Origin of the sequence: Streptomyces lacrimifluminis (genome assembly GCF_014646095.1) — a bacterium.
GTDB lineage: Bacteria > Actinomycetota > Actinomycetes > Streptomycetales > Streptomycetaceae > Streptomyces > Streptomyces lacrimifluminis.
Window position 1 is genome coordinate 292,309 of sequence record NZ_BMMU01000005.1, and the last position, 11,716, is coordinate 304,024.

Here is an 11,716-nt window from a genome sequence, read left to right on the forward strand (position 1 = left end):
AGCCGCCGCCAGAGCTGTCCCCGGTCAGCGCCGAGCTGTGCGAGGTGCGTCCCGGCGGCGCGCTCGCCGAGGTGCTGCGCGGCGTCCGGCCCGTCTTCGCGGACGCGCCCGCAGCCCGCGCGGCCCTGCCCGAGCTGCTCGGCGAGGGCTGCGAACTGGAGGTACCGGACGGCCAGCGCGCGATCCTCGCCCCGCTGCGCGGCCGGCGCCGGGTCATCGGCGCCGCGCTCTTCCTGCGCCGCCCGGAGCGCATCCCGTTCGAGACGGACGACCTCCTCGTAGCCGCCCAGCTCGCCACCCACAGCGCCCTCGGCATCGACAAGGCGGTGCTGTACGGCCGCGAGGCCTACATCGCCGACGAGCTGCAGCGCACGATGCTGCCGGAGACCCTGCCGCGCCCCACAGGCGTACGGCTCGCGTCCCGCTATCTTCCGGCCGCCGAGACCGCCCGCGTCGGCGGTGACTGGTACGACGCGATCCCGCTGCCCGGCAGCCGCGTCGCGCTCGTCGTCGGCGACGTCATGGGGCACTCCATGACCAGCGCGGCCATCATGGGCCAGCTGCGGACGACCGCGCAGACCCTCGCCGGGCTCGACCTGCCCCCGCAGGAGGTCCTGCACCACCTCGACGAACAGGCCCAGCGGCTCGGCACGGACCGCATGGCGACCTGCCTCTACGCGGTCTACGACCCGGTATCGCACCGGATCACCATCGCCAACGCCGGCCACCCGCCGCCCGTTCTGCTGCACCTGGGCGGCCGGGCCGAGGTGCTGAAGGTGCCGTCCGGCGCGCCCATCGGGGTCGGCGGCGTCGACTTCGAGGCCGTGGAGCTGGACGCGCCGGCCGGCGCCACCCTCTTCCTCTACACGGACGGGCTCGTCGAGTCCCGGCTGCGGGACGTGTGGACCGGCATAGAGCAGTTGCGCGAGAAGCTCGCCGCGACCGCCCAGCTGACCGGGCCCGACCATCCGCCGCCCCTCGAAGCCCTGTGCGACGAGGTTCTCGACATGCTCGGCCCGGGTGACCGGGACGACGACATCGCGCTGCTCGCCGCCCGCTTCGACGGCATCGCGCCGAGCGACGTCGCGTACTGGTACCTGGACCCGGAGGACGCCGCGCCCGGCCGGGCCCGTCGGCTCGCCCGGCGCGCGCTGTCCCGGTGGGGCCTGGAGGACATGACGGACTCGGTGGAGCTGCTGGTCAGCGAGGTCGTGACGAACGCGGTGCGCTACGCGACCAAGCCGATCACCCTCCGGCTGCTGCGGACCGACGTACTGCGCTGCGAGGTCGGGGACGACGTGCCGCAGCTGCCACGCCTGCGCCAGGCCCGGGCCACGGACGAGGGCGGGCGTGGACTGCTTCTCGTCAACCGCCTGGCCCGGCGCTGGGGTGCGACCCGGCTGAGCACGGGGAAGGTGGTCTGGTTCGAACTGAACCGGGGGTGACCGCCTCGGGCCGCGGGTCCGCCCAGGACTCGGCGCGGAATCATGTGCGATATCCCGGGGCCCGTCACGTGTGGGCCCACGTCCTGCCGGAAGGGAAACCGTGCGGCAGGGCGCTGTGGTTCGCGGCGCGGAAGGTGGAGCACCGATCGACGGATCCGCTCCGGCCTACGCGCCCGGCCGGGCCGGCCCTAAGGGACCAGGGCGGCGATGACGACGCCGATCGGCAGGAACACCACCGCCGCGGCCATGAGCCGGCCCATCTTCCATGAGGTCCTGTCGCCGACCTTGACGCACAGCACGGTCACCAGGGCGACGTAGACGGCCAACGGCACGATGAGGATGCCCGCACCCATGCGCTGCTCGGCTCCTTGCGGGTAACGCGCCCGGAGCCGCCGCGAGAGCGGCTCCGGGCACTTTCCGTCCTACGTCCCACGCCCTACGGCGTGACCGGCACCTCTGTCACTGCTCGTCGCCCGGATCGGGCGGATCCAGGGTGATGCCTCCGGCCCCGCCGTCCGTCGGAGTCGCCGCCGGGGTCGACGGGGTCAGCGACGGGGTCACGGAGGGCGTCACCGACGGGGTCACGGACGGGGTCACGGAGGGCGTCACCGACGGGGTCACGGACGGCGTCCGCGACGGGGTTGCCGAGGGCGTCACCGACGGGGTCTCCGACGGGGTCGCGGACGGCGTCGGCGTCGGCTTCACGCCCGCGCCCAGCGTGGTGTCCAGGTCGAACTTGGTCACCTTGCCCATCGCGCCGAAGGTGTACTCCGCCCAGATCTTCGCCGGGTAGCCACCGCCGTTGATCCGGCCGCCGCCCGCGGCGATGAGACCCGTGGCGCCCTTCAGGGAGACCTGCTTGTTGGCCTTCGTGTCCTCGCCGAACAGACCGACCGCGGTGACCAGACCGGGCGTGTAGCCGGTGAACCAGGCCGACTTGTTCTCGTCGGACGTACCCGTCTTGCCGGCCACCTGCTGGCCCTTGCGGTTCGGCGCCTGGGCCACCGAGACCCGGGCCGTACCGTCGTCGACCACGCCCGTCAGCACCGACGTGACCGCGTCGGCGGCCTCGCGGGTGATGACCTGCTCACCGAGCGGGGAGTCGAACTCGACCGTACGGTCCTTGTGTTCGGCCGACTTGACGACGGCCGGGGTGACCTTGCGGCCGTGGTTGTCGAGGGTGGCGTAGACGGCGGCCATCTCCAGCGGGCTCGCACCCATCGTGCCGAGGGTCTGCGCGGGTACCGCCTGCAACCCCTCGGTGTCCAGGCCGAGTTCGTCCGCGACCTTCATGACCTCGGGCATCCCGACGTCGACGCCCATCTGCGCGAACACCGAGTTGATCGACTTGTTCATCGCGGTCTGGACGGTGACGTCGCCGTAGTCCGCCTTGTCCTCGTTCGGCGGGCCGAAGCCGACCTTCTTGCCGTCGGAGACGACCTGCCGGCCGCTCGTGCCGTCGTAGACGGTGTCCGGGGTGATCAGATCGCCGTCCTGCGTACGCGCCTTCTCCTCCATGGCCGCCGCGAGGATGACCGGCTTGAAGGTGGACGCGGGCTGGTAGTCACGCCGGGTCGCGTTGCTGATGTAGTGCTTGAAGTAGTCGGTGCCGCCGTACAGCGCGAGCACCCGCCCGGTCCTGGGGTCGACGGACGCCGCCCCGGCCTGGACGTTGCCGTCGACCTTGCGCTTCTTCGCGTCGAGTTTGCTGGTGAGCTGGCTCTTGACCGCCTGCTCCAGCGCGGTCTGCTTCTTCCGGTCGATGTTGAGCGTGATCGTCCAGCCGCCCTTGTCGACCAGCGCGTTCGCGCTGTTGGTGTCGTCCGCCGTGCCCTGGGCCACGAGCTGCTTGGCCAGCTCCTTCTTGGCGGCGTCGACGAGGTAGCCGGTCTGGCCCTCCAGTCCCGGGGCACCCTTCGGGTCCTTCGGCACCGGGAACTTCATGGCGTCGCGCTTGGACTTGTCGAGCCAGCCCTCCCCGACCATGTTGTCGAGGACGTAGTTCCAGCGGGCGGTGACCAGCTTCTTGCCGGTGTCGGAGGCGACCGCCCAGTCGTACTGGCTCGGCGCCTGCAGCAGCGCGGCGAGGTACGCGCCCTGCTCGACGGTGAGGTTCTTGGCGTCGACGCGGTAGTAGGCCTGCGCGGCGGCCTGGATGCCGTAGGAGTCGCGGCCGTAGTAGTTGGTGTTGATGTAGCCGGCGAGGATGTAGTCCTTGGTCTTCTGCCGGTCCACCTTCAGCGAGATGACCAGTTCCTTCAGCTTGCGCGTGATGGTCTGGTCCTGCTCCAGGTAGTAGTTCTTGACGTACTGCTGGGTGATCGTCGAACCACCCTGTTTGCCCTTGCCGGACAGCGTGTTGATCAGACCGCGGGTGGTGCCCTTGAGGTCGACGCCGGAGTCCTTGTAGAAGGACTTGTTCTCGGCGGCGACAAAGGTCAGCTGGACCTTCTTGGGCACCTCGGCCAGGTCCACGATCTCGCGGTTGACCGTGCCGGTGCGGGCGAGGACGGTGCCGTCGCCGTACTTGTAGACGTTGCTCTGCTTCACCGCGGCGGCGTTGCCCGCGGGCACGCCGATCATCAGGTACAGCACGACGAAGGCGCCCATGCCGAGCAGCAGGAAGCCGAAGAACGCGCCGAGGATCTTCTTCCAGGTGAAGAGCCGGCGCAGAAAACTCTTACCTTCTTTGCCACTCCTGGCGCTCTTGCCGCGCGCCGCCGCTCTGCTCGCCGCCCTGCCCGTGGTCACGGGCTCGGTCGCGGTCGCGATCCCGCCCTCGGTACCGGTCTCCGCGCCGGTCCCGGTCCCGGTCGACGCATCCCTGGAGGAGCGCTTGGGCGCCGCGCGGCGGCCACCGCGATGCTGCCGCGCTCGTCTCTCGTCCGCTCGTCCCATGGGTCGCTTCGCTCCGCTTCCTTCTTCGCACAGGTTCATGGCTCAGGTCAGCTCAGAAAACTAACACCGGCAGATAAGACGACGAGCTTTCGATCCCCTCTTTTCCGGACGTGACAATCAGCACCTGCCCCACTGGAACCGACCATTGAGAGCTGCGGAAGGTTGCCAAGCCCGCTAAAGTGATATCACTTAGCTAGAACACTGCTAGGCTCTTGCCGCGACAGCAACGACAGCGACGAAACGGGGGCACCATCCATGACCACGCACGACTCGACTCCGACCACCGATCCCGACGTCGACCTGCCCGACATGCCCGACCCACAGGTCCGGGAGTTTCCGGCCCACAGCATCGGGGGCGGGCTCGCCCTGCTGCTCGGGCTGGCCGGACTCGCGCTCGGCGTCGGCATGATCGTCGGCGCGACGGCCGTCTCCGGGGGCGGGGCCAAGGCCGCGCTGATCATCCTGGGCATCCTGATCGGCCTCGCCTCCTTCATCGCCATGTGCGGCCTGAACACGGTGGCGCCGGGCGAGGCGCGGGTCGTCCAGCTCTTCGGGCGGTACCGGGGGACGATCCGGCAGGACGGGCTGCGCTGGGTGAACCCGCTCACCTCTCGCACGAAGATCTCGACCCGGGTCCGTAACCACGAAACGGCCGTCCTCAAGGTCAACGACGCCTACGGCAACCCGATCGAACTCGCGGCGGTCGTGGTGTGGAAGGTCCAGGACACCGCACAGGCGACGTTCGAGGTGGACAGCTACGTGGAGTTCGTGTCCACCCAGACCGAGGCGGCCGTCCGGCACATCGCCATCGAGTACCCGTACGACGCCCATGACGAGGACGGGCTCTCGCTGCGCGGCAACGCCGAGGAGATCACCGAGAAGCTGGCCGTCGAGCTGCACGCGCGCGTGGCGGCGGCCGGCGTCCACATCATCGAGTCCCGCTTCACCCACCTCGCGTACGCTCCCGAGATCGCCTCGGCGATGCTCCAGCGGCAGCAGGCGGGGGCGGTCGTCGCGGCGCGGCGGCTGATCGTCGACGGCGCGGTGGGGATGGTCGAGGCCGCGCTCGCCCGGATCGCCGAGCAGGACATCGTGGAGCTGGACTCCGAACGGAAGGCGGCGATGGTGTCGAACCTGTTGGTGGTGCTGTGCGGCGACCGTGCGGCCCAGCCGGTCGTGAACACGGGATCCCTGTACCAGTGAGTATTTCCTCCGGGGGTCCGGCGGCTGAAGAACCCGAGCGTCCCGCGCGTCGGCCGCAGCAGCAGCGCAAGCAGGTGCTGCTGCGGCTGGACCCCGCCGTGTACGAGGCGCTGGCCCGGTGGGCGGGGGACGAGCTGCGCTCGGCGAACGCGCAGATCGAGTTCGTCTTGCGGCGGGCCCTGGCGGAGGCGGGTCGGCTTCCCGGGGAGGCGGGCCCCATCCCACGCCGCGGGCGTCCCCCTGGGGGCTCCACCCCCAGACCGCCGTCGACCTGAAGGGCCTCGCCCCAAACGCCGGACGGGCTGAAAGTGCCCGTCCGGCGCTGAAGAGGCGACGGCAAACGGTCAGCTGAGCCCCCGGTGACAGAACCGTGACAATGGGCTCCCACCTGCGCGTTCACACCCTCTATACACAGCGGGTATACATGACACGTATACCCCGTGCCTATAGTCCTCCCCATGTCCATCGGTCACACCCTTCTGGGACTCCTGGAGTCCGGCCCCCGACACGGTTACGACCTGAAGCGGGCCTTCGACGAGAAGTTCGGTCAGGATCGCCCGCTGCACTACGGGCAGGTCTACTCAACGATGTCCCGGCTGCTGAAGAACGGGCTCGTCGCGGTCGACGGGATCGAGGCCGGCGAAGGGCCCGAGCGCAAGCGGTACGCGATCACCGACGCCGGGATCACCGACGTACAGCAGTGGCTCGCGACGCCCGAGAAGCCCGAGCCCTATCTGCAGTCGACCCTCTACATCAAGGTCGTCCTCGCGCTGCTCACCCACCGCGACGCCGGTGACATCCTCGACACGCAGCGCTCGGAGCATCTGCGGATGATGCGCATCCTGACCGACCGGAAGCGCAAGGGCGACCTCGCCGACCAGCTCATCTGCGACCACGCCCTGTTCCACCTCGAAGCCGATCTGCGCTGGCTGGAACTGACCGCCGCGCGACTCGACAAGCTCGCTCTGGCGGTGACGTCCCGATGACCGGTCCCATGACCGCCCCGCCCGGTTCCCTGCTCGTCGCGAGCCGGCTGCGCAAGGCCTACGGCCCGACCAACGCCCTCGACGGCGCCGAGTTCTCGATCCACCCCGGCGAGGTCGTCGCCGTGATGGGCCCGTCCGGGTCCGGCAAGTCGACCCTGCTGCACTGTCTCGCCGGGATCGTGCCGCCCGACTCGGGGTCGATCACGTACAACGGTCGCGAGATGGCCGGCATGAGCGATGCGCAGCGGAGTCAGCTGCGGCGCACCGAGTTCGGCTTCGTGTTCCAGTTCGGGCAGCTCGTGCCCGAGCTCACCTGCGTCGAGAACGTCGCCCTTCCGCTGCGGCTCAACGGGTCCTCCCGCAAGGAGGCCGAGCGGACCGCGCTGTCCTGGATGGAGCGGCTGGAGGTCGACGACCTCAGGGGCAAGCGGCCCGGCGAGGTGTCCGGCGGCCAGGGGCAACGGGTCGCCGTCGCACGGGCGTTGGTCACCGGTCCCCGGGTGCTGTTCGCCGACGAGCCCACCGGGGCTCTCGACTCGCTCAACGGCGAGCGGGTGATGGAGCTGCTCACCGAGGCGGCCCGGTCGACCAACGCCGCCGTCGTGCTGGTCACGCACGAGGCCCGGGTGGCCGCCTACTCGGACCGCGAGATCGTCGTGCGGGACGGGAAGTCGCGGGACATGGAGCGCGTCATATGAGCGTGGGGCACTGGACGAGGGACCTCGGCCTGGGGGTCCGGTTCGCCTTCACGGGCGGGCGCGAGGGCTGGGGGCGGGTCCTGCTGACGGCCGTCGGGGTCGGGCTCGGGGTGGCGCTGCTGCTGCTGACGACCGCCATCCCGAGCGCCCTGGCGGCGCGGGGCGAGCGCGAGAGCGCCCGTACGAACATCATGTACGTCGACAAACAGATGCCGAAGGCCGACAACACGCTGATCGTGGCGAGCGTCTCCACGACCTTCCGTGAGGACGAGCTACGCGGGCGGGAGCTGGAACCCGAAGGGGTGCGGGCGCCCCTGCCGCCGGGGATCGACAGGTTTCCCGCGGTCGGCGAGATGTTCGTCTCCCCCGCGCTCGAACGGCTGCTGGAGTCCGGCGACGGCAAGCTGCTGCGGGAACGGCTGTCGGACCGGATCGTCGGCACCATCGGCGACAACGGGCTCGTCGGACCCGCCGAACTCGCCTTCTACCAGGGTGGCGAGGGGCTGGCGGACCGTTTCGCCGGGGGTACGGTGACGCGGATCAACCAGTTCGGGGATCTGCATCCGTCGTCCGAGGGGATGGACCCGGTTCTGCTCCTGCTCACCCTCGTCGTCTTCGTGGTGCTGCTGATGCCGGTCGGCGTCTTCATCGCCACGGCCGTACGGTTCGGCGGTGAGCGGCGCGACCGGCGGCTGGCCGCGCTGCGGCTGGTCGGGGCCGACGGCATGATGACCCGGCGGATCGCCGCGGGCGAGGCGTTCGCGGGCGCCGCGGTCGGGCTCGTCTTCGGCACCGTCTTCTTCCTGATCGGCCGTCAGGCCGCGGGCTATGTCGCCGTGTTCGACATGAGCGTGTTCCCCAGCGATCTGAATCCGGCTCCCGCGCTGGCCGTCCTGGTCGCGGTCGCCGTGCCGTTGGCCGCCGTGCTGGTCACCCTGTTCGCGCTGCGCGGTGTGGTGATCGAGCCGCTCGGTGTGGTGCGTACGGCCCGGCCCCCACGCCGTCGGCTGTGGTGGCGGCTGCTGCTGCCGCTGGGCGGGGTCGCGGCGCTCTCCCCCATGATCGGGCAGGGCAACGACGCCGGGCAGTTCAACGACTTCCTTGTCATCGCCGGTGTCTCGCTGCTGCTCATCGGGGTGACCGCACTCCTGCCCTGGGTCGTCGAGGCGGTGGTCGCACGGCTCGACTCCGGCGGACTTTCCTGGCAACTGGCCGTCCGGCGGCTCCAGTTGAGCAGCGGTACGGCGGCCCGCATGGTGAACGGGATCGCGGTGGCGGTGGCCGGTGCCATCGCCCTGCAGATGTTCTTCTCAGGGGTCGCCGGCGCCTACGAGACCCCGACGAAAGAGAACCTCGACCGGGCCCAGATGGAGGTCAGCATTCCCGACAACGTCCCGCTCGTCCGGGCGAGCCAGGAGCTCGCCCGGACCGAGGGCGTGCGGAAGGTCACCGTGCTGTCCTACGGTTCGGTGGGCGAGAAGGCCAAGTCCCCCGAGAAGTACGTCGAGTTGACCATCGGCGACTGCGCGGCACTGCGCGAGGTGGGCCGGCTCCCCTCGTGCCGTGACGGTGACGTCTTCACCGTGCGGGGCGTCGAGTACGCCACGGAGGCGCCCCGACTGGTCAAGCCGGGCCGGAAGTTGTGGGTCAGCCCGGGCTATTCGCAGAGCGTGAGGCCGGCGGTCGCCTGGACGGTCCCGGCGGGTGTCCAGCCGGCAGGAACCCGCGAGGACCCGTCCGGGATCGAGCGCGGCGGTGTTCTCGCCACGCCGGGCGCCCTGCCCGAGGAGGTCGTGGCGCGGGCTGCCGGACGGATCTTCATCGGCCTCGATCCCCAGGTGGCGGACGCCCGCGACCTGGTCCGCAACACGGCGGCGCGGATCGACCCCCTCACGGATCCCGCGACCTGGACGGCCACCAAACGCGTCAGGCAGTTCGACTCGATCCGCACCGGCCTGTTCGTCGGCGCCACCTGCGTCCTGCTGCTGATCGGGGTGAGCCTGCTGGTCTCCCAGCTGGAGCAGCTTCGCGAGCGCCGGAAACTGCTGTCGTCCCTGGTCGCCTTCGGTACCCGGCGGCGCACCCTGAGCCTGTCGGTGCTGTGGCAGACGGTGATCCCGATCGGACTGGGGCTGCTGCTGTCGTCGGGCGTGGGGCTGACCCTGGGCGTGGTCCTGCTGAAGATGACGAACAGGTCGTTCGGCATCGACTGGGCCGCCGTACTGACGATGACCGGCATCGGCGCGGGCGTCGCGCTGCTGGTCACGGTGCTGAGTCTGCCGCCGCTGCTGCGGCTGATGCGGCCGGACGGTCTGCGCACGGAGTAGCGCCTCCGCGCCCGCCCATCGCACGGGCCCCTCCCCCGGACCTCGGTCTCCTGGGGAGGGGCCCCGTGCGCGATCCGCTCAGGCGCCCTCGGTTCCGCGCGGATCGGGTCCTTTCAGAGGCTGTACTCCTTGACCACCCGTCGCACCTGGGCGAAGAGCATGCCCACGTTGACCGCCTTGCGGCAGACGACCACGGCGACGACGTCCTGCTGCTCGTTCAGCCGCACGAACAGGTGAGTGAGGTTCTCGCTGTTGACGAGAATCTCCTGGAAGAAGTGCTGGTCGCTCTGGACGCCCCGCCGTTCCTTGAACACGTCCTCGATCATCACGACCGTACGGCCCTGGAACAGGTCGAGGGTCGCGCCCGCCAGCAGGTCGAGCACCTCCGGCGGATGGTTGTCGACCGTCTCGTACGAGAGCAGCATCCCGGTGGCCATGTCGACCACCCCGGACGCCACGCACTCGGGGGCATCGGTACGGAGCGCCTTGACCAGGCTCATGACCTGGTCGGAGAAACCTGTGGTCATGCGTTTCGTCCCCATCCTTTCCTTCACACTCCTTCGGTCGCCACGGCGGGATCCGTCGCGGAGAGGATCGAGCCGATACGGCGCAGCGCCGGCTGGGTGGCACGGTGCAGCCGGTCCAGGTCGACGCCCTCGTCGCCGAGTACGACCATCAGCGCGGTGTCCCCGACGGCGTAGAACGCGGCGCAGCCCTGGCTGCCGTAGGTGACCGTCCGGCGCAGGGTGCCCCGGCCGGTCGCCTGGGCCGCCCGGCGGGCGAGGCCGAGCCCCGCGGCGGCGATGGCGGCCAGGCTCTCGGGGTCGATCGACGCGGCGGTGTCCGCCGCTATGAGCAGTCCGTCGGTCGCGGCGATCGCCGTGTCGGTGATTCCGTCCACTTTTTCGCGCAGGTCGCGCATTTCCATGGCCAGCGCATTGTGGTCCATGTACTCAACTCCCCTATGGGTTTCTATGGACTTCTACGGGTTTCCATAAGCTTCCAATGAGCTCCCATGAGCTTCCGATGAGCCTCTGAGTTCCGTCGGGCGTTATTTGGCGGTTCCGTTCCTCATGCGAAAGAACCCTTTCCAGCTCGTCCCGCGCTTTTCGGGGGCGAGAGATTCGGTGATGCCACTGGCACCGGGTTCGCGGCGGGGCAGTGCGGGAGCGGGGGCCCTCGGTGGCGATGCCCGCCGGGGCAGCGCTTGGGCGTCGGAGGCGAGGACGGCGGCCAGCGCGGTGACCACGGCGGGGTCGACGTACGGGGGCGGCGGGGGTGGCGGTGGCGCAGGCGGCCTGCGCTGCCGCAGCCCTTCCTCCGGCACCCGTACGACCGGCAGCGGCGCGGCCCCCTCGGCGCACTCCAGAAGCCCGGCGCCGAGCATCCGCGCCACCTCGACGGTCACCGTGTACACCCCTCGCCCCGTACGGAACGCGAGGTCACGGGCGGTCCGGCGACCGTCGGCCTGGTCCAGCAACTCCTGCTGTACGGGGGTGAGTCGCCCGTCGCTCACCGCGACCGGCGCCGAACCCGGGCTCGGCCGCTCACGGTTCGGGCGTACCGGGTGGGGCAGGGCGGCGAGGGCGGCCAGTTTGCGGTTGGCGTCCTGGAGGAGGCGGATCGGCCCCTCGCCCACCGGCACGGGGGCGAGGGGCTCGGCCCGGGGGTCGCGTTCGCAGGCGTCCACCCGGCCCGCGACGACCGCGAAGACGGCGTCCCGTAGCGCCATCATGCAGACGACCCGCAGCTGGGCGGCGCCCGCGTACCCGTGCCTGATCAGCTCGGCGCCCGGCCAGCGCGCTCCCCCGGCCTCCCGCACCAGCTCGGCCCACTCCTCACCGCTGATCCGGCGGGAGCGCAGGAGCAGCGCCTCCGGGCCCGGGGCGCCCGGGCTCTCGGCGCCGACGACGAGTCCGCGCCGGAGATGAAAGGTCCCGCCGGGGCTGCCGGCCGCGCGCAGCGCCCCGGTGAACTCCTCGCGCCCGCACTCGGCCAGGGCGTTCAGCAGCAGGTCGTAGCCGATCCGGCCAAGGGAATCCGGGGATGCGCGCGTGTATACGGATTCGGGATCCGGGGCGGATGTGGATACGGAATCGCGGATGACCGACATCACTCCCCTTGGCCTTGCTCTCATCGGCATTTCGCACATACGCCTG

The 11,716-nt window shown here is 70.5% G+C and carries 11 protein-coding genes; 6 read left to right on the forward strand and 5 right to left on the reverse strand.

Annotation, left to right across the window (positions count from 1 at the left end; all coding sequences use genetic code 11):
• The coding region (locus tag IEY89_RS40550; RefSeq protein ID WP_229695152.1) for an ATP-binding SpoIIE family protein phosphatase at positions 1 to 1,445 on the forward strand (1,445 nt) is incomplete at its 5' end.
• 188 nt (positions 1,446 to 1,633) lie between these two features.
• Here IEY89_RS40550 and IEY89_RS11260 read toward each other — a convergent pair.
• Both IEY89_RS11260 and IEY89_RS11265 read right to left on the reverse strand, forming a co-directional pair.
• Positions 1,634 to 1,798 carry a hypothetical protein gene (locus tag IEY89_RS11260; RefSeq protein WP_189147185.1) on the reverse strand — a complete coding sequence of 55 codons (165 nt, stop codon included), beginning with the start codon at positions 1,796 to 1,798 and terminating at the stop codon, positions 1,634 to 1,636.
• A 106-nt stretch (positions 1,799 to 1,904) separates the two neighbouring features.
• On the reverse strand, positions 1,905 to 4,343 hold the full coding sequence (locus tag IEY89_RS11265) for a transglycosylase domain-containing protein (RefSeq protein ID WP_189147186.1): 2,439 nt from the start codon (positions 4,341 to 4,343) through the stop codon (positions 1,905 to 1,907).
• Positions 4,344 to 4,598: 255 nt separating this feature from the next.
• Between IEY89_RS11265 and IEY89_RS11270 the strand changes: the two genes are divergently transcribed.
• The 5 genes from IEY89_RS11270 (at position 4,599) to IEY89_RS11290 (ending at position 9,557) form a co-directional block, all read left to right on the forward strand.
• Positions 4,599 to 5,546: an SPFH domain-containing protein gene (locus IEY89_RS11270; protein ID WP_189147187.1), complete on the forward strand. Its 948-nt coding sequence runs from the start codon at positions 4,599 to 4,601 to the stop codon at positions 5,544 to 5,546.
• Positions 5,543 to 5,821: a type II toxin-antitoxin system antitoxin gene (locus IEY89_RS11275; protein ID WP_189147188.1), complete on the forward strand. Its 279-nt coding sequence runs from the start codon at positions 5,543 to 5,545 to the stop codon at positions 5,819 to 5,821. Before IEY89_RS11270 ends, IEY89_RS11275 begins: the two co-directional genes overlap by 4 nt.
• A gap of 183 nt (positions 5,822 to 6,004) precedes the next feature.
• Positions 6,005 to 6,532: a PadR family transcriptional regulator gene (locus IEY89_RS11280; protein WP_189147189.1), complete on the forward strand. Its 528-nt coding sequence runs from the start codon at positions 6,005 to 6,007 to the stop codon at positions 6,530 to 6,532.
• An 8-nt stretch (positions 6,533 to 6,540) separates the two neighbouring features.
• Entirely contained in the window at positions 6,541 to 7,230 is a 690-nt protein-coding gene (locus IEY89_RS11285) for an ABC transporter ATP-binding protein (protein WP_189147233.1), read from the forward strand.
• The gene (locus tag IEY89_RS11290; RefSeq protein ID WP_189147190.1) at positions 7,227 to 9,557 is read left to right on the forward strand and encodes an ABC transporter permease; all 2,331 of its coding nucleotides are present in this window, start codon (positions 7,227 to 7,229) and stop codon (positions 9,555 to 9,557) included. The genes IEY89_RS11285 and IEY89_RS11290 overlap by 4 nt, the downstream gene beginning before the upstream one ends.
• A 113-nt stretch (positions 9,558 to 9,670) precedes the next feature.
• On the opposite strand, the gene IEY89_RS11295 is transcribed toward IEY89_RS11290, so the two are convergent.
• The 3 genes from IEY89_RS11295 to IEY89_RS11305 all read right to left on the reverse strand — a co-directional run bounded on the left by IEY89_RS11295 (position 9,671) and on the right by IEY89_RS11305 (position 11,670).
• Entirely contained in the window at positions 9,671 to 10,099 is a 429-nt protein-coding gene (locus tag IEY89_RS11295) for a hypothetical protein (RefSeq protein ID WP_189147191.1), read from the reverse strand.
• 8 nt (positions 10,100 to 10,107) lie between these two features.
• On the reverse strand, positions 10,108 to 10,506 hold the full coding sequence (locus IEY89_RS11300) for a roadblock/LC7 domain-containing protein (protein ID WP_189147192.1): 399 nt from the start codon (positions 10,504 to 10,506) through the stop codon (positions 10,108 to 10,110).
• A gap of 102 nt (positions 10,507 to 10,608) precedes the next feature.
• A complete protein-coding gene (locus IEY89_RS11305; RefSeq protein WP_229695153.1) occupies positions 10,609 to 11,670 on the reverse strand; it encodes a MarR family transcriptional regulator in 1,062 nt (353 codons plus the stop codon).
• Positions 11,671 to 11,716 lie beyond the last annotated feature (46 nt).

What these genes read in the sequence shown, in the direction of transcription:
- IEY89_RS11305 (WP_229695153.1), bottom strand. Translation starts at nt 11,670, where the DNA reads ATGTCGGTCATCCGCGATTCCGTATCCACATCCGCCCCGGATCCCGAA.
- IEY89_RS11280 (WP_189147189.1), top strand. Translation starts at nt 6,005, where the DNA reads ATGTCCATCGGTCACACCCTTCTGGGACTCCTGGAGTCCGGCCCCCGA.
- IEY89_RS11300 (WP_189147192.1), bottom strand. Translation starts at nt 10,506, where the DNA reads ATGGACCACAATGCGCTGGCCATGGAAATGCGCGACCTGCGCGAAAAA.
- IEY89_RS11270 (WP_189147187.1), top strand. Translation starts at nt 4,599, where the DNA reads ATGACCACGCACGACTCGACTCCGACCACCGATCCCGACGTCGACCTG.
- IEY89_RS11265 (WP_189147186.1), bottom strand. Translation starts at nt 4,343, where the DNA reads ATGGGACGAGCGGACGAGAGACGAGCGCGGCAGCATCGCGGTGGCCGC.
- IEY89_RS11295 (WP_189147191.1), bottom strand. Translation starts at nt 10,099, where the DNA reads ATGGGGACGAAACGCATGACCACAGGTTTCTCCGACCAGGTCATGAGC.
- IEY89_RS11290 (WP_189147190.1), top strand. Translation starts at nt 7,227, where the DNA reads ATGAGCGTGGGGCACTGGACGAGGGACCTCGGCCTGGGGGTCCGGTTC.
- IEY89_RS11285 (WP_189147233.1), top strand. Translation starts at nt 6,541, where the DNA reads ATGACCGCCCCGCCCGGTTCCCTGCTCGTCGCGAGCCGGCTGCGCAAG.
- IEY89_RS11260 (WP_189147185.1), bottom strand. Translation starts at nt 1,798, where the DNA reads ATGGGTGCGGGCATCCTCATCGTGCCGTTGGCCGTCTACGTCGCCCTG.